22 protein-coding genes and 1 other RNA gene are annotated in these 23,924 nt (G+C 33.1%); 13 read left to right on the top strand and 10 right to left on the bottom strand.

The genetic code is table 11. The features are described from left to right. Position 1: 1 nt before the first annotated feature. The 4 genes from rny to BM246_RS05465 all read right to left on the bottom strand — a co-directional run bounded on the left by rny (position 2) and on the right by BM246_RS05465 (position 2,420). The gene (gene rny, locus BM246_RS05450) at positions 2–1,576 is read right to left on the bottom strand and encodes a ribonuclease Y (RefSeq protein WP_074936310.1); all 1,575 of its coding nucleotides are present in this window, start codon (positions 1,574–1,576) and stop codon (positions 2–4) included. 60 nt (positions 1,577–1,636) lie between these two features. Continuing rightward, positions 1,637–1,762, bottom strand: a non-coding RNA gene (gene ssrS, locus BM246_RS05455) — 6S RNA. Between the two features lie 58 nt (positions 1,763–1,820). Continuing rightward, positions 1,821–2,114, bottom strand: coding sequence for a cell division protein ZapA (locus tag BM246_RS05460; RefSeq protein ID WP_042494747.1), 294 nt, complete (start codon positions 2,112–2,114; stop codon positions 1,821–1,823). A 15-nt stretch (positions 2,115–2,129) separates the two neighbouring features. Then, a complete protein-coding gene (locus BM246_RS05465) occupies positions 2,130–2,420 on the bottom strand; it encodes a hypothetical protein (protein ID WP_042494746.1) in 291 nt (96 codons plus the stop codon). Positions 2,421–2,596: 176 nt separating this feature from the next. Here BM246_RS05465 and BM246_RS05470 point away from each other — a divergent pair, with 176 nt between their 5' ends. Further along, positions 2,597–4,282 carry a M23 family metallopeptidase gene (locus BM246_RS05470; RefSeq protein WP_074936312.1) on the top strand — a complete coding sequence of 562 codons (1,686 nt, stop codon included), beginning with the start codon at positions 2,597–2,599 and terminating at the stop codon, positions 4,280–4,282. A gap of 59 nt (positions 4,283–4,341) precedes the next feature. Continuing rightward, positions 4,342–6,762: a TonB-dependent receptor gene (locus tag BM246_RS05475; protein ID WP_231961823.1), complete on the top strand. Its 2,421-nt coding sequence runs from the start codon at positions 4,342–4,344 to the stop codon at positions 6,760–6,762. Between the two features lie 10 nt (positions 6,763–6,772). Here the strand turns inward: BM246_RS05475 and BM246_RS05480 are convergent, their stop codons facing one another. Then, a complete protein-coding gene (locus BM246_RS05480; protein ID WP_074936318.1) occupies positions 6,773–8,218 on the bottom strand; it encodes a hypothetical protein in 1,446 nt (481 codons plus the stop codon). Positions 8,219–8,360: 142 nt separating this feature from the next. Further along, entirely contained in the window at positions 8,361–9,503 is a 1,143-nt protein-coding gene (locus BM246_RS05485) for a cysteine desulfurase family protein (protein WP_074936321.1), read from the bottom strand. A gap of 225 nt (positions 9,504–9,728) precedes the next feature. Between BM246_RS05485 and BM246_RS05490 the strand changes: the two genes are divergently transcribed. Further along, the gene (locus BM246_RS05490) at positions 9,729–10,631 is read left to right on the top strand and encodes a hypothetical protein (protein ID WP_074936324.1); all 903 of its coding nucleotides are present in this window, start codon (positions 9,729–9,731) and stop codon (positions 10,629–10,631) included. 3 nt (positions 10,632–10,634) lie between these two features. Here the strand turns inward: BM246_RS05490 and BM246_RS05495 are convergent, their stop codons facing one another. After that, entirely contained in the window at positions 10,635–11,198 is a 564-nt protein-coding gene (locus BM246_RS05495; RefSeq protein WP_042494743.1) for a Smr/MutS family protein, read from the bottom strand. A 5-nt stretch (positions 11,199–11,203) separates the two neighbouring features. After that, positions 11,204–11,398, bottom strand: a complete 195-nt coding sequence (locus tag BM246_RS05500; RefSeq protein WP_042494742.1) for a hypothetical protein — start codon at positions 11,396–11,398, stop codon at positions 11,204–11,206. A 174-nt stretch (positions 11,399–11,572) separates the two neighbouring features. Here BM246_RS05500 and BM246_RS05505 point away from each other — a divergent pair, with 174 nt between their 5' ends. The 3 genes from BM246_RS05505 (at position 11,573) to BM246_RS05515 (ending at position 14,136) form a co-directional block, all read left to right on the top strand. Next, positions 11,573–13,411, top strand: a complete 1,839-nt coding sequence (locus BM246_RS05505) for a T9SS type A sorting domain-containing protein (RefSeq protein WP_074936326.1) — start codon at positions 11,573–11,575, stop codon at positions 13,409–13,411. Positions 13,412–13,515: 104 nt separating this feature from the next. Then, the gene (locus BM246_RS05510) at positions 13,516–13,800 is read left to right on the top strand and encodes a DUF2752 domain-containing protein (RefSeq protein ID WP_074936328.1); all 285 of its coding nucleotides are present in this window, start codon (positions 13,516–13,518) and stop codon (positions 13,798–13,800) included. A 9-nt stretch (positions 13,801–13,809) separates the two neighbouring features. Next, entirely contained in the window at positions 13,810–14,136 is a 327-nt protein-coding gene (locus BM246_RS05515) for a CCC motif membrane protein (protein ID WP_042503824.1), read from the top strand. 73 nt (positions 14,137–14,209) lie between these two features. On the opposite strand, the gene rocD is transcribed toward BM246_RS05515, so the two are convergent. Next, positions 14,210–15,490 (bottom strand): ornithine--oxo-acid transaminase, encoded by a 1,281-nt coding sequence (rocD, locus tag BM246_RS05520; RefSeq protein ID WP_074936330.1) that lies wholly within the window; start codon positions 15,488–15,490, stop codon positions 14,210–14,212. Positions 15,491–15,704: 214 nt separating this feature from the next. On the opposite strand from rocD, the gene BM246_RS05525 reads away from it, so the two are divergent. The 7 genes from BM246_RS05525 (at position 15,705) to BM246_RS05555 (ending at position 23,071) form a co-directional block, all read left to right on the top strand. Next, positions 15,705–16,874, top strand: a complete 1,170-nt coding sequence (locus tag BM246_RS05525) for a mechanosensitive ion channel (RefSeq protein WP_042503821.1) — start codon at positions 15,705–15,707, stop codon at positions 16,872–16,874. 221 nt (positions 16,875–17,095) lie between these two features. Next, entirely contained in the window at positions 17,096–18,508 is a 1,413-nt protein-coding gene (gene rlmD, locus BM246_RS05530; RefSeq protein WP_074936332.1) for a 23S rRNA (uracil(1939)-C(5))-methyltransferase RlmD, read from the top strand. A gap of 56 nt (positions 18,509–18,564) precedes the next feature. Then, positions 18,565–19,116, top strand: a complete 552-nt coding sequence (locus tag BM246_RS05535) for a DUF6452 family protein (RefSeq protein ID WP_133965619.1) — start codon at positions 18,565–18,567, stop codon at positions 19,114–19,116. After that, a complete protein-coding gene (locus BM246_RS05540) occupies positions 19,082–19,810 on the top strand; it encodes a DUF6048 family protein (protein ID WP_042494735.1) in 729 nt (242 codons plus the stop codon). Before BM246_RS05535 ends, BM246_RS05540 begins: the two co-directional genes overlap by 35 nt. Positions 19,811–19,840: 30 nt before the next feature. Continuing rightward, entirely contained in the window at positions 19,841–21,406 is a 1,566-nt protein-coding gene (locus BM246_RS05545) for a hypothetical protein (RefSeq protein WP_074936334.1), read from the top strand. A gap of 84 nt (positions 21,407–21,490) precedes the next feature. Further along, on the top strand, positions 21,491–22,201 hold the full coding sequence (locus BM246_RS05550) for a hypothetical protein (RefSeq protein ID WP_074936337.1): 711 nt from the start codon (positions 21,491–21,493) through the stop codon (positions 22,199–22,201). Next, positions 22,202–23,071 carry a hypothetical protein gene (locus BM246_RS05555; RefSeq protein WP_074936339.1) on the top strand — a complete coding sequence of 290 codons (870 nt, stop codon included), beginning with the start codon at positions 22,202–22,204 and terminating at the stop codon, positions 23,069–23,071. A gap of 237 nt (positions 23,072–23,308) precedes the next feature. Here the strand turns inward: BM246_RS05555 and BM246_RS05560 are convergent, their stop codons facing one another. Further along, on the bottom strand, positions 23,309–23,893 hold the full coding sequence (locus BM246_RS05560) for an RNA polymerase sigma factor (protein WP_042495324.1): 585 nt from the start codon (positions 23,891–23,893) through the stop codon (positions 23,309–23,311). Between the last annotated feature and the right edge of the window lie 31 nt (positions 23,894–23,924).

The raw sequence follows: 23,924 nt of genomic DNA on the forward strand, positions 1-23,924 counted from the left end.
TTTATTTTGCAATATTAACTGCTCTTGTTTCTCTAATTACAGTAACTTTTACTTGTCCTGGATACGTCATATCTGTTTGGATTTTCTGAGAAATATTAAACGACAAATCAGCAGCTGTTTGATCGTTAACCTTTTCGCTTTCTACAATCACACGTAGTTCTCTACCGGCTTGAATAGCGTATGCTTTTTTAACACCACTAAATCCGAAAGCAATTTCCTCTAAGTCTTTTAAACGTTGAATATAACTATCTAATACTTGTCTACGTGCTCCTGGTCTTGCTCCTGAGATTGCATCACAAACTTGTATAATTGGCGCTAGTAAAGATTTCATTTCAATTTCATCGTGGTGTGCTCCAATAGCATTTATTACATCGTCTTTCTCACCATATTTCTCAGCCCATTGCATTCCCAATATAGCATGTGGCGTTTCCATATCTGTTTCAGCATCTGGCACTTTTCCAATATCGTGTAATAACCCAGCACGTTTTGCAAGTTTAGGGTTTAAACCTAATTCTGCTGCCATCACTCCACAAAGCTTAGCAACCTCACGTGAGTGTTGTAATAAGTTTTGTCCGTAAGATGAACGATATTTCATTCTACCAACCATTTTAATAAGTTCTGGGTGTAGATTATGAATACCTAAATCGATAACCGTACGCTTACCAACTTCTATAATTTCCTGTTCTATTTGTTTTTGAGTTTTCTTAACTACTTCTTCAATTCGTGCAGGGTGAATTCTACCATCTGTCACTAATTTATGAAGTGATAATCTTGCTATTTCACGACGTACAGAATCGAAACAAGATAAGATAATAGCCTCTGGCGTATCATCAACAATAATTTCTACTCCTGTAGCTGCTTCAATGGCACGTATATTTCTACCTTCACGACCAATAATACGTCCTTTAACATCATCAGATTCGATATTAAATACAGATACACAGTTATCAACTGCTTCCTCTGTTCCAATACGCTGTATGGTGTTTATTATAATTTTCTTAGCGTCCTGTTCAGCTGTAAGCTTAGCTTCTTCTATAGAACTCTGTATAAAAGCCATCGCATCATTTTTAGCTTCACCTTTTAAAGACTCTACTAATTGCTCTTTAGCTTCTTCTGCCGAAAGACTAGAAATAACTTCTAATTGTTGTACTTGACTTCTGTGTAATCTTTCAACCTCTTCTTGTTTGCTTTCTAATACATCAAGTCTGTGGTTATAGTCCTTTATTTTACTCTCTAAACTATCGTTAGCTTTTTTACTCTTGGAAAGTTCATTTGATACTTGAGATTCTTTATCTCTAGTGCGCTTTTCAGCTTCACTCATTTTTTTATCACGACTTAAAATAACCTTTTCGTGTTCTGCTTTTAGCTCTAAGAATTTTTCTTTAGCCTGTAGCATTTTATCTTTTTTAATACTCTCACCTTCTAGGTTAGCTTGTTTAAGTATTGATGCTGCATTTTTTTTAGCGTTTTTTATAAGTTTAGACGCATTGTTTTTTTCTAACGTTTTTGCTATAATAAAGCCTATTGCAAGCCCTAATATAACACCACCTACTGCAAATATAATTGAGTTATCCATCGTTTAAATTAGTTGATTATAATATATAAAAAAAGCCTACACTAGCATAAAGTTTTGTATAAACTCCTTAAAAACAAGTTTAGGGCTAACAAGCTGATCAAGGATCTGTCTAACACTAAATAAATTTAGTGTTGCAGCCTGCTTTTACAACTTAAACTCACCCTTTTTAAAGAATTAACGTTGAGTTTATCAAAAAAAATAACCAATGTAGGCAGTAACTTTTTAGTTTATTTTAAAGAACGAATTAAGAGCCTATGTGAGAATCTAACAAACTATTAAGCGCAACAAGCTTTTCTTCAACATGCTCGTTTATATTTGTTTTATCTATAGACTTCTGCTCTACTTGAGATGCAAATTGCAAGGCACACATAGCCAAAACGTCTTGTTTATCTCGAACAGAATAACTTTGCTCAAATTTTTTAATCATTACTTCAATGTTCTTTGCCGCCTTACGTAAACCTTCTTCTTGACTTGGGTCAATAGTTAAAGGATATACGCGATTAGCAATAGATAGCTTTATTTTAAGCTTGTCGGACATTGAATTTAATTAGCACTATTCAGATAGTTGTCCAATACAATGGTCAATTTCTCTAATTAGGGCATTTATTTTAAGCTTAGTTTCTCTTTTATTATCGTCACCACCAAGCATTGAATTTGCAATTTTAAGAGCTTCATATTTTTCTTCCCAATTAGCATTTAGCTTTTTTTGGTTCAAAATTTCCTGCTTTGAAACTTCTAATTCTTCATTTAATTTCAAATTAGTTTGCTTTAAAAGCTCTATTTTATGTAATACTTTGCTAATTTTGTTTTCTAACGAATCTACAATATCCTCAATATTACTCATTTACAAATTTCAATACTTATCTTACAAAGTTAACCAAGTTCGCTATAAATTACAATAGTTTTTCAATAAATTTTTAGATTATTCCTTTAAACTCCTTTTAAATACAATGGCTTAGTTTTTGCTTTATTCTTTGTGTTTTCATCTCAAATTAATATTTTAGCAGTTACATTTATTCTATGAAATTTATCCTTTCCCTTCTTTTGTTCTGTTCGTTTTTATTGAACGCCCAAAACAACTATCCACAAGATTATTTTGCAAATCCTTTAGAGGGTACTTTGGTACTCGCTGGTACTTTTGCCGAACTGCGGTCTAATCATTTCCATTCCGGACTCGATATTAAAACCAAACAACGCATTGGCTTAAAAGTAAATGCCTCGGCAAGCGGATTTGTAAGCCGTATTAAAATTGCACATTACGGTTACGGTAAAGCTCTATACATTACACACCCAAACGGTTATACTACAGTGTATGCGCATTTATCAAAACTATCTCCAGAAATTGAAGCTTACATAAAAAAGAAGCAATACGAGGCCGAAAGTTATGAAATTGAGCTATTTCCTACTCCAGAAGAATTACCTGTAACACAAGGTGAACTTGTGGCTTATAGTGGAAACACGGGCAGTTCTGGCGGTCCTCACCTACATTTTGAAATTAGAAACAAAGACGAGCACCCCATAAACCCAATGCTTTTTGGCATTGACATTCTAGACACTAAAGCCCCTGTTGTGCAATCACTTTACGTGTACCCTTTAGATAGCACTTCATTTGTAAATAAGAAGAATAAAAAGCAAAAAGTAAGATTGGTGCCTCTAAAAAATGGTGATTTTGTTACAGAAAAAATTGACGCCATTGGAAATATTGGTTTTGGAATTAAAACTATTGACCGACAAGATTTGGCAGGAAACTCTAATGGTGTGTACAACATACAAACCGTAATTAATGGTTTGCGTAATTTTGAAATTGATTTTAAAGAATTTTCATTCGATGAAACAAAACACATTAATGCCTTAATCGATTACGAGCATTTTAAAACTAAAAGAGAACGCATTCAACGTTTGTACCGACAAGACAACCAATTAAGCTTGTATAAATCGGTATCTAACAATGGTATTTTAACTATAAAAGATAGCACCAATTCCGTTTACAAAATTAGAGTATCCGATTATAAAAACAATTCAACCTGGATTACCGTTAATATAAAGGGAACAAAAAAGACCATTACCGAACCCAAGGAAAAGAAAATAACACCTTATTTTATTAAAGCTGACCAAGTAACCAATTTAAAACAAGATAAAATTACTGTCGATTTTTATAAAGATACTTTTTACAACGATTTTTATTTAGATTTTGAAGTAAAAAACGACACCTTATTATTGCATGACGATACGGTACCAACACAAAAAATCTTCAATATCTCTTTTGATGTTAGCCAATATAACGATGCCGATAAAAGCAAACTATTTATTGCTCGTCTACTTGGCTACAAAGATTACCCAGCTTATTCTACAACAAAAAGAAAAGGCGATATTTTATCGACTACCACAAAATATTTAGGAAAATACGCGTTAGCAACAGATAGCGTTCCTCCTACTATTAAGGCAGATAATTTTAAAAATAAGCAATGGTTAAGTAATTTTAAATATCTAAAAGTTAAAATTAGCGACGATCTTTCTGGCATTTCTAATTACCGAGCAACCATTAACGGGAAATTTATTTTAATGGAATACGAATACAAAACAAATACTTTAACTTACGATTTTAATGATGGCGATTTTACAGACACTAACAATAATTTAAAAGTTATTGTTACTGATAATGTTGGAAATAGCTCTACTTTTGAAGCGTTATTTTACAGGAAATAACACGAACTAACTCATCAATTCATTTGAAAACAAAACTTTTAATTTTCAGTTTATTTTTTTTGAACCTTTACAATGGGGTTGCGCAAACAGCAACTATAAAAGGTATTATTTTAGATGAAAACAATTTACCCGTAGAACAGGTGAGTATTAAATCTGGTACTCAAGGCACCATTAGTAATACCAACGGGTTTTACAGTTTAACTATAAATATAAATGAAGATGTTTTAGTTGAATTTACACATTTAGCTTTCAAGAAAATATCGAGTACTTTTAATTTGAAAAACGGAGAAATCTTCGAATTCAATCCTGTAATGAGTACTTCTTTAGAGCAAATAGCAGCTGTTGTGGTAACGAGCAACCGCAGGAAAGATATTGAAGGTATAATTACTATAAAACCAGAAACCATTAGAAAAATACCCGGTGCCAATGCCGGTGTAGAAAACCTATTAATGACCTTACCAGGCGTTAGTAATAATAACGAATTGAGCACACAATACTCTGTTCGCGGTGGAAATTACGATGAGAATTTGGTTTACGTGAATGATATAGAAGTCTATCGTCCGTTTTTAATTCGTTCCGGCCAACAAGAAGGTCTAAGTTTTGTAAACTCTAATTTGGTGCAAAATGTTGATTTTTCAGCAGGTGGATTTCAAGCTAAATATGGCGATAAATTATCTTCAGTTTTAGATATTACCTATAAAACACCTTACCAGTTTGAAGTTAATGCCGATTTGAGTTTACTTGGCGGAAGTCTTTCCGTAGAAAATATTAGTAAAGATTCTAAATTTACAAGCATTATAGGTTTACGTTATCGCGACAATAGTTTGCTAGTTGATGCTAAGGAAACCGAAACTAATGTTAAACCAACCTTTGCAGATGCTCAAGCATTTTTGACTTATAAATTTACCGATAAATTTCATTTGAGTTTTTTAGGAAACGCCTCTATCAATAAATACAATTTTGAACCGCAAAGCCGACAAACCAATTTTGGAACACTTGCCGACCCTATTGCACTTTTAGTGTTTTATGAAGGACAAGAAAAAGATGAATATCAAACCTATTTTGGAGCTTTTAAAGGAAGCTATTTTGCAAATGATGATTTAACATTAAAGTTAATAGCCTCAACTTACCACACTACAGAAGAAGAGTATTTTGATATTTTAGCACAATATAGATTAGGTGAAGTTAATAGTAATATTGGTGACGAGAATTTAGGAGAGGTAGAATTTAGCGAAGGTGTTGGTAGTCAATTAAATCATGGCCGAAACGATCTTGACGCCTTAATTACAAATATTGAGCATAAAGGCGATTTAAGAATTGAAGATAACCATATTGAATGGTCTATAAAATATACTCACGAAGATATTAGAGACCGCTTAGTAGAATGGGAAACCATAGATTCGGCAGGATTCTCTATTAGGCCTCCAAAAACAGTAGCAAACGAGCAACCTTATACGCCATTTAGCGGTCCGCTAGAACCTTATCAAAATATTAGAGCTACAAATAGCACACAAATTAATAGACTGCAAGCCTATGCGCAATGGAGTAAACGCTCTACTATAGGCAATAGCGATGTTTGGTACAATGCCGGAGGGCGTATACATAGTTGGTCGGTTTCGGGAGATGGAATATCTGGAAGCAATCAAATCGTATTTAGTCCGCGTGCACAATTCACTATAAAACCTAATTGGGAAAAAGATATGCTATTTAGAGTAGCTACAGGTTTATATTATCAGCCACCTTTCTATCGTGAGTTACGTGATGCTTCGGGAACAATTCAGCCTGATGTTAAAGCTCAAAAATCACTTCATGTTGTATTAGGAAACGATTATAGTTTTAAAATGTGGGAACGCCCCTTTAAATTAACTACCGAACTTTATTATAAAGGCATTACCGATGTTAATCCGTACACTTTAGAAAACGTACGTATCCGTTATGCTGCCAATAATAATGCTGAAGCTTATGCATATGGTTTAGATATGCGCTTAAACGGAGAGTTTGTTCCTGGAACCGAATCTTGGTTTAGTTTTGGATACTTAAAAAATGAGGAGAATATAGATAATCGTGGCTATATTGCACGCCCAACAGATCAGCGTTTAAAGTTTGCTGCCTTATTTCAAGATTATGTACCTAATGTACCAAACATGAAAGTGTATTTAAATCTAGTTTACAATACAGGCTTACCTGGTGGATCGCCAAGTTATGCCGATCCTTACGATTATCAAAACAGATTACCAGATTACAAACGTGCCGATTTAGGTTTACAATTTGTGGTAGTCGATGATAAAAAGCAATTTGATCGTGGTTGGAGAAAGCCTTTTAAAGCTTTGTCTTTTGGGTTTGAAATCTATAACATGTTTGATGCTCAAAACTCTATAACTAACACTTGGGTACGCGATGTATATAGCAAACGCCAATATGCGATTCCTAATTACTTAACACCGCGTGTTTTTAATGTGAAAACTAGTATGAGGTTTTAATATTAACGTTTTATTTAATAGATAAATTCTCTGAAAAAACAGCAAGTTCATCTGTCCCTGAACCTGTTAAGCGCTGAACATAAACCTCTATACTTTCACCTGCTATTAAATCAATATCGGCATTTAATGACACATTTTGAATTTGAAGATTACTATCAATACGTACAACTGCGTTAGATTCAGTAACTAAAGCACCTTCTTTAGCAATAACAAAAGCGTAAAAATTACCCACAGCATCATCTACACGAATAGACATCGATACATTTACTTGAAATTTTCTAGGTTTAATACCATCATAGGTTAATTTATTATTCCCTTCAGACGCTATAAACCGAAACAATCTAGGAGCATCAAAACCACCTGTGCCTTGTACTTCAACAGGAGTGCCGTTAGATATAAATTGAGAGAAACCCGTTGTTAAAGTACCATTAAAGTAAAAATTACCAGATGCTACCCCATCTGTTTCTACGGGAATTCCCGGGCTATCCACATCCCATTTATTAGAAAAATCGTAGCCAGTATAAGGAGAAGAACCATTAACATAATTGCCTCCTCCATAAAAATTAACATTACTTATATTTCCACTAGTCAAAGCTGATACTCCTGTGATATCGATTGCCGCTGTTGCGCCCACTACTTTACTAAAACCACCTTGTTTGGCTATAATATCAAAGTCACCTGTAAAAGTTTGATAAATACCTGTATTATCACTAGCCCATCCTTCAGAATTTAAAAGTAACTGGTGTATATCATCAAAAGTAATTCCTGCTGCATTATTTACGTACTGTACAATACTAATAAAAACTAATCCATATGAAGAAATAGTACCAACCGAAGTTGAGTTCGCTACAACACTATCTCGAAACACAAAACGCTCTGTTCCAGTACTACCCGTTAGATTAAATACTGCTGCTCCAGGTCCAGAGGCTACTAAAGTAAGCCCCCTAATAGAACCGCCAGTATCACCTTCAAAAATAGTACCTCCAACTCGCATTAAAATATCTTCGTTTGTATCCTCTCCAACTAAATAAGCACCATTTAAATTAATTGGTGCAGCTAAAGTTATTGTGCCATTAATTTCATACATAAAGTCGGTAGTAAATAAGTATTCGGTTCCACCACCCGCAGCAAGCTCATCGGCCAAATCGGCTGCAGATTTCACTAATTTATAATTATCTCTAGTTACTGATCCTTCTAACTCAACCCAAACTGTTCCGTCAAAATAGAAAAAAGAACCTTCATCGATATCGAAAACCATTAAACCTTCTGCAGGAGAAGCAATAGCAATTCGCTGTGCAGTTGTCATTCTTGGTGTTAAAATTCCTTGAGTTGTAGATTCTATATCTAGAATTGAAGAAGCATCAGGAGTAGTTGTTCCTATACCTACTTGTGCATATGTTGGTATCTGAAAAAGGACTAAAAATAATAATCCGATAAAAATAGTAGTGTTCTTCATGTTCGCTTAGCTTTAAGTTACTCTAAATATAATAAATAAAGCGCAAAGTTAAGCATAAAAAATCAGTTAAACACTACAAAAACACATTTAAACGTTAAAAACAATCATTTAATCGGATTTATTATATAAAAACAAATTATTATTAAGCGAATTCCTTCAAAATAGAAATCACATAGTCAACCTCCTCTTTTGTATTAAAAATACTAAACGAGAACCTTAAAGATGGTCTCTCTAAATCGTCACCAGATAATATTTCGGATAAAACATGCGATTTTTTATTACTTCCACTTTGGCACGCACTTCCTTTAGAACAAGCAATACCTTTTAAATCTAATTGAAAGAGCAGCATAGCAGATTTATTTGCCGGAATTGGCAAGCAAACATTAATTAAGGTATAAGTGCTTTTTTCTAAATTCTCTGATTCTCCATTAAAGGTAACACCCGGTAAAGCCGCCTTAATTTCATTTATAAAATATAATTTCAGGCCATTAATATATTCATGCTCTTCTTCTGCACGTTCGTGACATAATTTTAGAGCCGCCTCTAAACCAGCAATATTATGCACACTCTCTGTACCTGCTCGAAGTCCGCGTTCTTGCTCTCCTCCAAAAATTAAAGGTTTAAGGTATCCTATATTTTTTCTGATAAAAGCAAAACCAACACCTTTTGGACCATGGAATTTATGACCTGCTGCAGCTATAAAATCAACTTGAATATCTTGTAAATCTAAATTATAGTGCCCTACAGATTGTACGGCATCACTATGGAAAAGTGCATTATTAGCTTTACATAAATTAGAAACATGCTTAATATCGGTAATGTTGCCAATTTCATTATTAATGTGCATTAAGCTCACCAATGTTTTGGTTTCTGTTTGTAATAAGGATTCCAAATGATTAAAATCCAAATTCCCTTTGCTGTCCAAATTAACAAAACTGACATCAATGTTATGGCTTTCCTGTAAAGCTTCTACTGTATGTAAAACGGCATGATGTTCAATTTGTGTGGTTATAATATGCTTAACGCCTAAATCGCGAACGGCACTATTCAAAATTAAATTATCAGCCTCTGTGCCACCCGATGTAAAAATAATTTCACTAGCCGAAACATTTAAACAACTCGCTATGGCCTTTCTAGATTTTTCGATTAAAGATTTTGAAGACCTCCCGAAACTGTGTGAAGATGATGGGTTTCCGAAGTTTGCTTTCAAAACTTGAGCCATAACATCAATAACTTCATCTCTCAGTTCTGTTGTTGCGGCATTATCAAAATATACTGGTTTCATATTACTTTATTAAGCAACAAAAATACTTCAAATAAAATTATTTCTAATATCGTTCGTTATTAGTTTGAAATGAATTTTACAACATTGCAAAATTCAGTTTACTCATTATTTTTTATTACATATTAAGTAGGTTAAAAAAATGATAAAAACGAATTTAATCTGTAATTTTGAAGTTTATTTGTTATCAATATCAATTCCACTATTTTTGTGGCAAAATAGATGTCCATGCGTAAGTTAATTTATATTTTTATTGCTGTTTGTTTAATTTCAATCCAAGGCTGTGATGATGGTGATATTATTACCGTAGAGCTTGAATTCGACGATGAGTTTAGCGCATGCGAAGGTGTATCAGATCTTGTTCTTTATAAAACGAAAGACGATCCATCAGAATCTTTATCAGTATTAATTTCTGATTTGACTTTAGATGAAATTCTAGCGGTAGAAAGTAATGATTCTCTAGAACTTGCCTTAGGTGCTACGTTTTACTATAGAACTTATAGTGATGAAAGTTTACCCTCTACCTTATTTTGTAACGATATTCCTGATGAAGTAACGATTACTTCTAGTGAAAGTGATGCTTGTACTGCGGAAATTTTAACTATTTTAACTAAAGATGATGAAGATGGAATTCTTGCAGATCTTGAAGACGTTAATGGAAACGGTGATTTAACTGATGATGATACCGATGGTGATGGTTTACCAAATTATATTGATTGGGATGATGATGGTGATAATATTTTAACTGAAGATGAAAACCCAGACCCAAATGGTGATGGTGATTTAGAAGATGCTCAAGATACCGATGGTGATGGTATTCCTGATTATTTAGATGCTGATGATGATGGCGATGGTGTTTTAACTCGTGATGAAGAAAATGACTCACAAGATCAACGTCCAAATAATGATATTACTAACAGTGATGTTGGTGCAGATTATTTAAATCCTGCCGTTGCAGAAACAGTTCCGGCAACAGCTTATAGAGAACATACAATTTACTACACCTATTTAGTAACTGTAAACTTGCAAGAAATTAGCTTAAGCTTTTTATCTCAAGACGATTTTGATTTTGGTGTTTTAAGCGATAGTGGTTTAACATCATCGGAAAGTGTAACACCAGATTTTGAGTAGGCTTTAATTAGCACTTACATTTTGGTAAATATAAACTTCGGTGGCGCCTAAACCATATTTTTGGTAATTGGCGTCGTAATATTTAACGTTGTTGTAGCGACCAAATAAATATTCTAATTCCATTTTAAGCACACCTTCTCCAACACCATGGATAAATACAATTTTCTGTATGCGTTTAGAAATAGCCCAATCTAGCTTATACCTTGCTGTATCTAATTGGGTGGTTAACATATCGTGATTACTCATGCCTCTAGAGGATTTTACAAGTTGATTAATATGTAAATCGACCTCCATTGTAGGTTCAAATCTTTCTTTTGGTTTTACTCTAACAGATTTTCTGCGACCTGGTTTTTCTTTTTCATCTAAAACAGAACTTAAACTTTTATGAGAAAAAACACCAGTAGAAAAATCGCTCTTTGAAGTATCTTTAACGAGTTCTTCGGCTTCAAAATCTAACAAAAAACCATCGATTGTTTCAATAGATATTGTATTTCCGGCAATAGATTTTATATGCCCAGACAGGTTTTCATCTAAAACTAAAACAAAATCGTTTACTTTAAATTTCATAGTAATTAGTTTTCTATTGAGTCGTTGTTTTCTAAATCTTCATCCCTTTTACTTGGTACTAATTTAGAAATTCTATAAACTCCCATCATTAAAAAAACAATACCAACCATTAGTAAATACTGGTTCTGCTCTGCACCAACTTTAGCATACATAGCAACTACTGCTCCAACTAAAATTAATATATAATTTAAATACTTCATTCGGCAAATTTAAACAAATACTAATCAAAATAATTGAGATTATAATTTCTTAAATTACTCAAAAACATTAAATCATTAATTATCAAACACTTAATTTTTAACCATTTTATATAAATAATATGATGTTAACAAAGTTTTAGTATATTTGTATTGTTCCATATTCATTAAAAAACTATGATAAAACCTACACCAAACATCCGCAAAACGCTTTTTAGTTCGTTAAAATGCAATTTAACGAAAGAAAAAACAACTATTTTATCAATTAGATTTGGTCTGTTCTTCACAGTATTATTATGTCAATTTGCAGAAGCTCAACTAACTGTAAGAAACAATGCATATGTTTATGTAAATGATGAAATTGTATTTGTTGAAGATGATATTAACCTTGTTGAACCTGCAAGTACAATATATTTAAGAGCCGAAGCTCAAATAATACAAGGTATTGAAACTACAGTAAACTCAGGGGAAGGCGCATTAAGTGTTTACCAAGATGGAAATGTTGGAGCTTACGAATATAACTATTGGTGTTCGCCTACAGGACTTCCTGCTGTTGCTACTGGAAATGGCTTATTTGGCATTACACTACTTAATGACATTGTAGATGATGTAAATTCTACTTCTGCAGGTACAACCCACCAGCCTGGCTATAATGGAACATCTGCCCCTTTGAATATAGAGCCTTATTGGATTTGGACTTACCCTGCAGGAACAGACTATACAGGTTGGGTATACGCAGGGGACGCAACACTTATAGCTCCTGGATATGGCTTTTCTATGAAAGGCACTGTTGGCTCTGGAGAAAATCAGAACTACGATTTTAGAGGTAAACCAAATACAGGAACAATTAGCATAACTGTTGTCAATGGCTCCGAAACTCTTGTTGGAAACCCATACCCTTCTGCAATGGATGCTCACGCTTACATATGGGATGCTGAGAATAGAAATGTTTTTGATGGCGTTTTACGCTATTGGGAACAAGACCCTACTACCGATTCTCATAATTTAGCAAGTTATGATGGCGGATATACAACATATACTATTGATGAGTTTTCTTTCGCCCCTACTATTGTTCCAGCTGTCTTTAAAACTTATAATACAGACGGTACTGAAGCTGGAAATAGTGGCACAACCAATACAGGCAAAATACCTGAACGTTATATTCCTATTGGACAAGGATTTAAGATTTTAGCTAATGCTAGTGGAACCTTGAAAGCAAAAAATAGTCATCGTGTTTATGAAAAAGAATCTGGCGGAAATAGTGCTTTTTTCAAATCGGCTAACTCCAAAGGGAAAAAAACTGAAAATTCAATTTTCACAACTGTAGCTGAGGACACGAAACGCTTTAGATTAAATATTAGCTTTAACAACCTTTACTCAAGACAACTAGTTGAGACTTTTAATGATCGCGCTACTGAAAGTTTTGATCGTGGATTAGAAATTAAACAAAACGAAAATGATAAGCTTGGATCTGATGCTTACTGGCTCTTGGAAAATGAAGCTTATCTCGCTCAAGCACTACCTTTTAATGAAGCAATGAAAATACCTTTACATATTACGGTAGCTAATGATATGCCAGTAAACATTAAAATCGCAGATGTTCAAAATTTCGATTCAGATTTACCAATTTTCATTCATGACAAAACAACTGACCTATATGTTAATTTACAAAGTCAAGACTTTAGTGTAAACCTCGATGCAGGAAATTACACGGAACGTTTTGAAGTTACGTTTAGAGCAGACGTTACATTAGCTACCGAAGAACATCTTGTGGATAGCATGGACGCTATTCAAAATAACACAACAGATATACTTAAGGTTTTAAATCCTTCGAATTTAGATATAAAATCTATTTTGGTATATGATGTTTCAGGAAAACAAGTAATAACAGAGAGACCTAATGACATTTCTAATGCTTACGAGCTTTCTACAAAACAACTTAGTACAGGTGTTTATATTGTAAAAGCAACACTAGATAACAACACAACATTCAATAAAAAGATAATTATTAATTAAACCATTTTAATACTGGTTAAAAAAAGCCAACTAACAAAAAATCCATAAAGCATTTTTTTGTTAGTTGGCTTTTATTATTTTAGCATACTTAGAACAAATAAAACATGCAATCTCTAGAAAAATACATGCTTCCATGCCTTAATAAAAAACTATTTGGTGTAGAATGTATGGGCTGCGGTATACAGCGCTCTATTTCATTAATTTTTCAGGGTGACTTTGTTGCTGCTTTTAAAATGTATCCTGCTATATACCCTTTAATATTTCTTTTTATTTACATAGGAAGTAATATGGTCTTTAAATTTAAGAACTCAAATATTATCACAACAATATTAGCTATAGCAACAATCGTGACTATTGTAACAAGCTATTTTATTAAAATAATTAATTAAAATTAACACATGGAACAAGAAAAACTGAACCCAACGCTAGTATATGTATTAGCAATTATCGGACTATTATGCTGCTGTATTGGAGGCTTCGGCTTTATATTGGCTGGTATTGCCTTTTTTATTGCAAATAGTAAATTAAATGCAGCAAAAGCAAACCCAGAGAAGTACGATCCTGCAAGCGTAAAAGCGATGAATACTGCAAAAATAGTAGCCTTGGTTATACTTATAATAAACGTACTATACCTAATATCTACTATTTACCAAATTGCTACGGTGGGTTGGGATCAAGTTATGATGCAATCTCAAGAGATTATGGAACAATACCAAAATCAATAATTATTATTGATTTATTACAAATAAAAAAGCGACCCATAGGTCGCTTTTTTTATTTCATTAATTACTAAAACAATTATTTTTCAAATTGAGATAGTGTTTTTGTTATAATTGAAACACAATCTAATAATTGTTCCTTCGTCATCACCAATGGTGGTGCAAAACGAATAATATTACCATGTGTTGGTTTGGCTAATAAACCATTATCGCGTAAAGCTATACATATATTCCAAGCCGTATCACTTTCTTCTGTATCGTTTATTAAAATAGCATTTAGAAGACCTTTTCCTCTAACACCATTTACTATAGAACTTGTTTCTATAAATTTAGACAATTCCGATCGAAACAATTCACCTAACTCAAAAGCATTATTAGCTAATTCTTCATCTTTAATAACATCTAAAGCTGCGATACCAACGGCCGCTGCAATTGGATTTCCTCCAAAAGTACTACCGTGATTCCCTGGCTTTATAACATTCATAATTTCGTTATTAGCTAAAACCGCAGATACAGGGTATGCACCTCCAGACAAGGCTTTTCCTAATATTAAAATATCAGCTTTTACTTCAGGAGTTCCAGAACAATGTTTATCTGCACAACTGCAGTTTCCACAAGTTGCTAATAAACGCCCTGTTCTTGCAATACCTGTTTGCACTTCATCTGCAATAAATAAAACATTGTGCTTTTCACAAAGTGCTTTTGCTGAAGCTAAATAACCTTCGCTTGGCACATAAACTCCTGCTTCACCTTGAATTGGTTCTACAAGAAAACCAGCGACGCTTTTATTATTTACTAAAACATCTTCTAGCGCTTTTAGGTTATCGTATTCAATTTTAATGAATCCTTTCGTATAAGGGCCAAAGTTCTTTCTAGCTACAGGATCGTTACTAAAAGAAATAATGGTTGTGGTACGCCCATGAAAATTATTTTCACAAACTACAATTTCAGCTTCATTCTCATCAATACCTTTTACTTCGTAAGCCCACTTTCTACATAGTTTCAAAGCTGTTTCTACAGCTTCTGCACCCGTATTCATTGGTAATAACTTATCGTAATTAAAGGTTTCAGTAGCGTATTTTTCAAACTTACCAAGCACATCATTATAAAATGCTCTAGAGGTTAAGGTTAATGTTTGCGCTTGCTCTGTCATGGCTCCAACAATTTTTGGATGACAATGCCCTTGGTTTACTGCTGAGTAGGCAGACAAGAAATCGTAATATTTCTTACCCTCTACATCCCATACATACACACCTTCTCCTCTACTCAACACTACTGGTAGTGGATGGTAATTGTGTGCACCATACTTGTTTTCTAAATCTATCGCTTGTTGCGAAGTTAATTGGTCTAAAACAGCCATTTTAAAAAAATTTAAACGTTTATATCCAAAAAAATGGATATTATAAAATAACCATTCCTTCTCTACCTTTATCCTTTCGAAGTTTCGAAAATTCAGCGTGGGAGAGAAATCATCCCTAGGAATGCCAAATTTATGAAATATTCAATTAAAATGTGTCTTTTTAATATTTAATGTGTCCAAGTAGTAACTATTACTTAATCAATAACAAAAAATTATGGACTATTTAACAAATGTATTAGAACAACTTTCACAATCTATAGGTGGAAATTTATCAAGTGCTTTAAGCGCTTTAATTATCATCATTATAGGTTGGTTTATTGCCGGATTACTAAAACGAGTTATTTTTAAATTACTTAGCAAAACGGGAATCGACAATAAAATGAAAAATTCCAAAATTGGAATTTCAGGCTTTATAAGCAAACTGGTTTACTTTTTAGTAATGATTTTTGTTTTCACTTTGGCTTTAGAAAAATTAGGAATGAGTAGTGTACTCGACCCTTTAAAAAATATGCTAGACGAATTCACTGGGTTTATTCCAAATATTATTGGTGCTGGTTTAGTTTGCTATATTGGTTACATGCTAGCAACTATAGTATCTGAATTAGTTGAACTTTCTGGAGATTCTATTCAAAAACTAACTCCAAAATTAAAATTACCAGAAAACATTGATATTGTTAACGTGATTAAAAAAATTGTGTTCATCTTTATTTTTATTCCGTTATTAATTTCAGCATTTAATATCCTTAATATGGATGCCATCTCGGAACCTGCAACAACGATGTTAAAGGATTTCTTTAGTGCTATTCCAAAAGTAATTTTAGCTGCAATTATTATTATCTTATTTGTAGTTGGTGGTCGTTTTTTAAGTGAACTTATAAAAGACCTACTTAACAGTATGAATTTGAACAACTTTTTCAACAAAGCTGGTTTAGGTGCAGTTACAGGAAACACTAACCTAGTAGCCATTATTGGGAACTTAGTGTATTACTTTATTATTTTATTTGGACTTACAACCGCTGTAGACAAATTAGAATTCGGCTATTTAACCGATATTTTATATACTATTACAAACTATTCTGGTAAAATAATTTTCGGACTTATTATTTTAGCCATTGGAAACTGGATAGCTTCTGTTGCTGCCAATAACTTTGCAAAAAATGATGATAACGCTTTTGTTGCATCTATCATTAGAATTGCCATTATTGCCATTTTCTTAGCCATCGGATTAAGAACTATGGGACTTGCTGATGAAATTATCAATCTTGCCTTTGGTATTTCTTTAGGTACAGTTGCACTAACTATCATACTATCTTTCGGACTTGGTGGACGTGAAGCTGCAGGAAAACAAATGGATAAAATACTTAACAAATTCAATAAAAAATAGTTTATCGCCCTCAAAAAATTAAAAGCTGTTCAGTAATTTACCGAGCAGCTTTTTTTTATGTAGAATATTTTCTTATTTCATTCTAAAAAATTAGAGATTATTAAGCTTCTCCTCGCCTTCTTCACCTAAAAACCATCTTATATTCTAGTTGAAATTAAAATTCCATTAAAGTAATTGAAAATAATATGAAATTTATTTCTGGCTATTAGTATTTTTGCAGCATGTCTAGAAGAAAAACAAGAAAACAAGTTTTTGAAAACGTTGAAGTAATTGATGCCGGAGCTAAAGGAAAAACCATAGCCAAAGCACCCGACGGAAAAGTTATTTTTTTACCTAATGCTGTACCTGGCGATGTGGTAGATGTGCAAACCTTTAAAAAGCGTAAAGCGTATTATGAAGGTAAAGCTACGGTATTTCATAAACTATCGGATAAAAGAACCACGCCTGCTTGCGAGCATTTTGGCACTTGCGGTGGTTGTAAATGGCAAGATATGGCTTACGAGCATCAGCTGTTTTACAAACAAAAAGAAGTTACAAATAATTTAACCCGTATTGGGCATATAGAATTACCAGAAGTTACTCCTATTTTTGGTGCTGAAAATCAGTATTTCTATAGAAATAAAATGGAATTCTCATTTAGTGATAGCCGATGGTTAACTCTAGAAGAAGTGCAATCGGATGAAGATTTAGGAGACCGAAATGCTTTAGGATTTCATATTCCTGGTATGTGGGACAAAATTTTAGATGTAAAAAAATGTCACCTACAAGCCGATCCTTCTAACGCTATTAGAAATGCCGTTAAAGCATTCGCGCTTGAGAATAATTTAGAATTCTTTAATACAAGAAACCAAACCGGATTATTACGTACCATGATGATTAGAACATCTAGTACTGGTGATATTATGGTAATGATCCAATTCTTTAAAGAAGATAAAGAGAAACGTGAACTAATATTAGATTATTTAGGTGAAACGTTCCCGGAAATTACATCATTACAGTACGTTATTAACGGGAAAGCAAATGATACTATTTACGATCAAGAAGTGATTTGCTACAAAGGCAACGATCATATCTTTGAAGAAATGGAAGGCTTAAAATTTAAAATTAATGCCAAATCATTTTACCAAACCAACTCCGAGCAAGCTTACGAGCTTTATAAAATCACTAGAGATTTTGCAGGACTAACTGGTAATGAGCTTGTTTACGATTTATATACCGGAACCGGAACCATTGCTCAGTTTGTTGCCAAGCAAGCTAAAAAAGTAGTTGGTGTAGAAGCTGTGCCAGATGCAATTACCGCAGCAAAAGAAAATGCACAATTTAATAACATAAACAACGTTGAGTTCTTTGTAGGCGACATGAAAAATGTTTTTAATGCCGATTTTATTGAAGCCAACGGTACTCCAGATATTATAATTACCGATCCACCTCGTGATGGTATGCATAAAGATGTAGTACAACAAATATTAAATATTGCTCCGGCAAAAGTAGTTTATGTAAGCTGTAACAGTGCTACACAGGCTAGAGATTTAGCCTTAATGGACGAGCAATACAAGGTAGTTAAAACACAAGCTGTAGATATGTTTCCACAAACATTTCACGTGGAAAACGTAGTGCTTTTAGAAAAACGATAATTTAGAATTTAAGCGTTCGTTTTTCTTTTAATTTTAGGAATACATTGTAATAAAGTATGAAATATTTTAAAATTCTTTTTATCCCCATAATGATATTAATTGTGGGGATAACTATAAGTTGTGAACGTGATGATATTTGTCCGGCTATTACACCTACAACACCTAATTTAATTATCGATCTTTTAGATTATACCGACGAAGATAGCAGTAAAAATGTTTTTAAATTAGTAGTAATTGGTGTTGATAATGATGAAGTTTTATCGGGGTATGAAATAGTAACAAGCAACCAATTGGTACTTCCGTTAAAAACTACCGATAATACAACACAGTATGCGCTTATTAACAATTATGTTCTAGACGATAATGATACCCCAGATGATGATACAGACGATTTTCTCTCCGATGAATCAAACATAGATATTATTACCATAAACTATAGCCGTACCGAAGTTTTTGTATCGCGAGCTTGTGGTTACAAAACTATTTATGAAAACGTAACGGTACAAATAGAAAGTGATGAAGATAATTGGATAGAATCCATACAACCCCTAAATTCAAATCAATCTGTAGAAGATGAAACAGAAACACACTTTAACTTATTTCATTAATAGCGTAATGCTATTAATATTTTGTGTGTCTGTAAATGCACAAAACGATAGTATCCCGGAAACAGTTACCGACTCTACTAAAATCAAACAAAAATACGGTATTCGTATAGGTGGAGATATTAGTAAACTAGCACGTTCTTTTGCTGAAGATAACTATAGTGGCTTTGAAATAGTGGCCGACTATAGACTAAAAAAAGATCTTTATGCTGCAGCTGAAATTGGATTTGATAACAAAAACACAATAACAGATTATTTAGATATTACCTCCAAAGGAAGTTATATTAAAGCAGGTTTCGATTACAATATGTACGATAACTGGCTAGATATGGATAATATGGTTTACACAGGGTTTCGTTTAGGCTTTAGCTCCTTTAGTCAAGAACTTAACAGCTACACCATATATAACACCAACCAATATTGGCTGCCACAATATTCATCTAGCGATTTACAAGAGTTTAACGATTTAACTGCTGTTTGGGCAGAAGTCCTTTTAGGTATGAAAATTGAACTATTCAATAATTTATATGCTGGCGTAAACGTGCAACTAAAATTTTTAGTAACAGAAACAGAACCAGACAATTTTCAAAATGTTTACATTCCTGGTTTCAACAAAACATACGATAGCAATAGTATTGGCGTAGGTTTTGGCTATACATTATCTTACCGCATTCCACTTTACAAAAAAGACAACTAGTATATTTTTAACGCGTTTAATACCACTAGAATGAAACGTTCCTTTTACTTTATATTCACCATAGGTTTTTTAATGCTTTGGAGCTCTTGTCGTAAAGATTTTGAGTTTTCTCCAAGCACGGGGAATCTAACATTTTCGAGAGATACGGTATACTTAGATACTGTTTTTTCAAAAATTGGTTCTAGTACATATAATTTAAAAGTTTATAATAAAAGTGATAGCGATATATCTATTCCTTCGGTAAAATTAACTTTAGGTGAAACTTCTAATTACCGCTTAAGCGTAGATGGTATTGCTGGTAAATCTTTCGAAAACGTTGAGCTACTAGCAAAAGACAGTCTTTATATTTTTATAGAAACTACCGTTGATATTGAAAATGAAGCTGCAACATCAGGCCAATTTTTATACACCGATGCTATAGAATTTGATAGCGGAACAAAACAACAAAAAGTAGAATTGGTTACCCTTATTCAAGATGCCATTTTTATATATCCTAATCGTGATAATACCACAAAAGTAGTTGAAACATTAACTCTTAACGTTGATGGAGAAACTGTAGAAACCGATTTACAAGGTCGAGAATTATTACCAAACGAACTTAATTTCACAAACGATAAGCCTTACGTTATCTATGGTTTTGCTGCAGTACCAAACAATGAAACCTTAACTATAGATGCCGGTGCGCGTATATATTTTCATTCGGAATCAGGACTATTAGTAACTAACGGAGCTTCTTTAAAAGTGAATGGAGCTTTAAGTAACGACAAAGAAACATTAGAAAATCAAGTTATTTTTGAAGGCGACCGATTGGAACCTGACTTTTCTGAAACTCCAGGGCAATGGGGAACCATTTGGCTTTTTGATGGTAGTATAGACAATATTATCAATTACGCCACTATTAAAAATGCCAACGTTGGTATTTTATGCGATGGAGACCCAAACGCTACAAACCACAAATTAAACATAACAAACTCTCAAATTTATAATTCAGGTAGTTTTGGTATTATGGGCAGAAACACCTCTATTGCTGGAGAAAATGTTGTAATTAATAATGCCGGACAATCTTCTTTTGCTGGAACTATTGGTGGCAGATACAATTTTACACATGCTACTATTGTAAATTATTGGGATAACGGCTTTAGACAATTACCTTCTGTGCTTTTAAATAATTTTGTTTTAGATGAAGATAACAATGCTACCCTAGCCGATTTAGGTGAAGCAAATTTTAACAACTGTATTATTTACGGCAATGATAATCCTGAATTTTTATTAGAACAAATAGAAGACGAAACCGTTGCATTCAACTTTAAATTCACCAATTGTTTATTGCGTTTTCAAGATGATAGCAACTTCTTCTCAGATGAAGTATACAACCTAACGGATACTAATCACTTTGAAAATAACATCTTTAATAAAACACCCGATTTTAAAGATACCGATTTAAATGAATTTATAATTGGAGCCAATTCCGAAGCTATAAACCAAGCTAATGCCACGTTTGCGGCACAAGTACCAACCGATATTTTAGGAGTAAACAGAACTACCTCTGCAGATATTGGAGCATACCAGCATATTACATTTCCTGAGGAAGAATAAGAACTTCATTGTTTTTAATAGTTATTCAAATGTTTTTTATAATTTAAAACACATAACAAAACTCAACTCTATTCAATTAAATATATGAGCATATTCTCTTATCACCTTGTTAGAATTCCATTTATATTGGCGATAAAAGGCTTGCTCTCAGCCCCTATTAAAAGAAACACTAAAGGACTAATTCATTCTGAATACATGACAGCAATGACATTAGGCTCTCCAATTATTTCTACTTCCAGATTTCTTATAAAACAGGTCGCTATTTTTGCACAATGGGAAAACGAAGAAGCTCTTGAAGATTATTTAAAAAAAGAAAAACTTGGTAAACTCCTGGCTAAAGGTTGGCACGTTCGGTTAGAGTTTATGAGGGAATGGGGAAAGATAAGCGGATTCAAAATCCCTGAACGGAAAGCAACATTAGAAAGCGAGCTATCTCCTGTTGTGGCCGTTACAATTGCTAGAATGAAACCCTTAGCAATTCCAAGATTTTTGCATTGGGGAAGACCTGTTGAAAAATTAGTTCGTGACCACGAAGGTACTTTACTTTCATTAGCCTCAGTAAGGTTTCCTAATACAGTTTCTACCTTTTCTATTTGGAAAACAGAAGAGGAAATGACCAATATGGTTCACGGCCATAGTGCCATGCCTAAACCAAAAAGACATTCAGACGCCATGAAAGAGCGGGAACGAAAAGATTTTCATTTTGAATTTACAACTTTACGTTTTAAACCTATTTCTGAATTTGGCTCTTGGAAAAACAAAGAGAATTATATTCCTAATCTTAAAAAGAATTAAATGGGAATTGCTATTTTAAAACAAAACTTACAAGATTTAATTACCCAACAATGGGTCATATTATTTGGAAAAAAAATCACCAAGAATCAATATGAATGGCTTTTGGGTCCTTTTGGAACCACAAAAGGCATTGGTGTGAAATTTATTAAGCAACTAGCTAAAAACGAGCAACTAACAATAGATGAGAAAGAAAATGATAAAGGAATATTATCATCTATAAATCAGCTAAATTTATCTAGTGAAGCACAACATAAATTATCTAAAAACGTCATTGATTTCTACGAAAACACAAGTAATTACGATTTCGATTTAAAAGTAAAGTGGAATCCTTTTTTTAAAGTATTCGGCATATTATTGAGATTATTATTTAGTAATCGTATTGAACAGCTAAACGTTCCTATTGAGAATATCGAGGATTCAAAATCATTAAAAAGTGATATAATTCATTTGTTAGATGCTAAAACAAAAAAAGTTAAACGCACTATATGGCTTAGAACTTTTAAAACATCAGGAGAAGTAGTGTATTCAGGTGTTTATGAAACTTGCGTAATACCATCAGGACAAACGTGTATTAAAGCCATATTTCCTTTACCAAACGGAAACGCTACAGTCATTTTAAGTCCAAGTGTTGGAGAAAACGGCGAACTCATTTTAACATCCTCAGGAAAGAAAATTGGTGATAGTGGTTTTTACTTTTTGCTAAACGACTCCAAAGGAAACTTATGGACTAAATTCATCAAATCATTTAAAGACGAGCTCGTAGTTGGTTCTAAAAATGAAAACATTACGGCTCTACAAACCTTAACGTTATGGAATTTAAGAGTGCTACAATTTCAATATACAATAAATAAAAAAACGTCTGAAATATAATTTCAGACGTTTTTTTTATTTTTTTAATTTAAGAGCGTTTCAAACTCCAGATTGTTATATTTCACAACTTTAAGCGCTTTGGAATAGTTGAGAAGAAAATTAATAGTCTCCTCCTTGGGCTCAAGTTTTTCTGGGTTTCCAATAGATTTCTTAGAGTAAATTTTTTCCATTTCTTTCAAATTAAAGTTAATTTAAATAGTAAACGCAGCAAAATTCACTTTATTGTATTTAGTAAAACTAATCGGTTAAAACAATGTTATGCTTCTCAATTATTTTACGTAGGTTTATTAAAGCATAGCGCATTCTTCCTAAAGCTGTATTGATGCTAACGCCTGTTCTTTCAGATATTTCTTTAAAACTCATATCATTATAAATACGCATTAAAAGCACATCACGTTGATCTTCCGGAAGCTCATCCACCAAACGGCGCACATCGTTCTCAACCTGTTCCTTAATAATTGCTTTTTCAGCATTTAAACTGCTATCACTAAGCACCGAAAAAATACTAAATTCACCTGTGTTATCAAATTTAGGCATACGGCTGTTCTTTCTAAAAAAGTCGATTACCAAGTTATGCGCAATACGCATTACCCAAGGTAAAAATTTGCCTTCTTCATTGTAAGCTCCTCGTTTTAAGGTTTTAATAACCTTAATAAAAGTATCCTGAAAAATATCGTCGGCAACATCGCCATCATATACTTTCGAATAAATAAAACTGTAAATTCTTTGCTTGTGCCTTTTTATAAGTACTTCTAAAGCACATTCATCGCCTTTAATGTAGTTACTAACTAAAATAGCATCTGTAGTAGGTTCGTGTTTCATAATCATTACTTTATGGTAAAGAAAACTGGGT

Source organism: Algibacter lectus (assembly GCF_900112395.1).
GTDB classification, from domain to species: Bacteria; Bacteroidota; Bacteroidia; order Flavobacteriales; family Flavobacteriaceae; genus Algibacter; species Algibacter lectus.

What these genes read in the sequence shown, in the direction of transcription:
- rny (WP_074936310.1), bottom strand. Translation starts at nt 1,576, where the DNA reads ATGGATAACTCAATTATATTTGCAGTAGGTGGTGTTATATTAGGGCTT.
- BM246_RS05460 (WP_042494747.1), bottom strand. Translation starts at nt 2,114, where the DNA reads ATGTCCGACAAGCTTAAAATAAAGCTATCTATTGCTAATCGCGTATAT.
- BM246_RS05465 (WP_042494746.1), bottom strand. Translation starts at nt 2,420, where the DNA reads ATGAGTAATATTGAGGATATTGTAGATTCGTTAGAAAACAAAATTAGC.
- BM246_RS05470 (WP_074936312.1), top strand. Translation starts at nt 2,597, where the DNA reads ATGAAATTTATCCTTTCCCTTCTTTTGTTCTGTTCGTTTTTATTGAAC.
- BM246_RS05480 (WP_074936318.1), bottom strand. Translation starts at nt 8,218, where the DNA reads ATGAAGAACACTACTATTTTTATCGGATTATTATTTTTAGTCCTTTTT.
- BM246_RS05485 (WP_074936321.1), bottom strand. Translation starts at nt 9,503, where the DNA reads ATGAAACCAGTATATTTTGATAATGCCGCAACAACAGAACTGAGAGAT.
- BM246_RS05490 (WP_074936324.1), top strand. Translation starts at nt 9,729, where the DNA reads ATGCGTAAGTTAATTTATATTTTTATTGCTGTTTGTTTAATTTCAATC.
- BM246_RS05495 (WP_042494743.1), bottom strand. Translation starts at nt 11,198, where the DNA reads ATGAAATTTAAAGTAAACGATTTTGTTTTAGTTTTAGATGAAAACCTG.
- BM246_RS05500 (WP_042494742.1), bottom strand. Translation starts at nt 11,398, where the DNA reads ATGAAGTATTTAAATTATATATTAATTTTAGTTGGAGCAGTAGTTGCT.
- BM246_RS05505 (WP_074936326.1), top strand. Translation starts at nt 11,573, where the DNA reads ATGATAAAACCTACACCAAACATCCGCAAAACGCTTTTTAGTTCGTTA.
- BM246_RS05510 (WP_074936328.1), top strand. Translation starts at nt 13,516, where the DNA reads ATGCAATCTCTAGAAAAATACATGCTTCCATGCCTTAATAAAAAACTA.
- BM246_RS05515 (WP_042503824.1), top strand. Translation starts at nt 13,810, where the DNA reads ATGGAACAAGAAAAACTGAACCCAACGCTAGTATATGTATTAGCAATT.
- rocD (WP_074936330.1), bottom strand. Translation starts at nt 15,490, where the DNA reads ATGGCTGTTTTAGACCAATTAACTTCGCAACAAGCGATAGATTTAGAA.
- BM246_RS05525 (WP_042503821.1), top strand. Translation starts at nt 15,705, where the DNA reads ATGGACTATTTAACAAATGTATTAGAACAACTTTCACAATCTATAGGT.
- rlmD (WP_074936332.1), top strand. Translation starts at nt 17,096, where the DNA reads ATGTCTAGAAGAAAAACAAGAAAACAAGTTTTTGAAAACGTTGAAGTA.
- BM246_RS05535 (WP_133965619.1), top strand. Translation starts at nt 18,565, where the DNA reads ATGAAATATTTTAAAATTCTTTTTATCCCCATAATGATATTAATTGTG.
- BM246_RS05540 (WP_042494735.1), top strand. Translation starts at nt 19,082, where the DNA reads ATGAAACAGAAACACACTTTAACTTATTTCATTAATAGCGTAATGCTA.
- BM246_RS05545 (WP_074936334.1), top strand. Translation starts at nt 19,841, where the DNA reads ATGAAACGTTCCTTTTACTTTATATTCACCATAGGTTTTTTAATGCTT.
- BM246_RS05550 (WP_074936337.1), top strand. Translation starts at nt 21,491, where the DNA reads ATGAGCATATTCTCTTATCACCTTGTTAGAATTCCATTTATATTGGCG.
- BM246_RS05555 (WP_074936339.1), top strand. Translation starts at nt 22,202, where the DNA reads ATGGGAATTGCTATTTTAAAACAAAACTTACAAGATTTAATTACCCAA.
- BM246_RS05560 (WP_042495324.1), bottom strand. Translation starts at nt 23,893, where the DNA reads ATGAAACACGAACCTACTACAGATGCTATTTTAGTTAGTAACTACATT.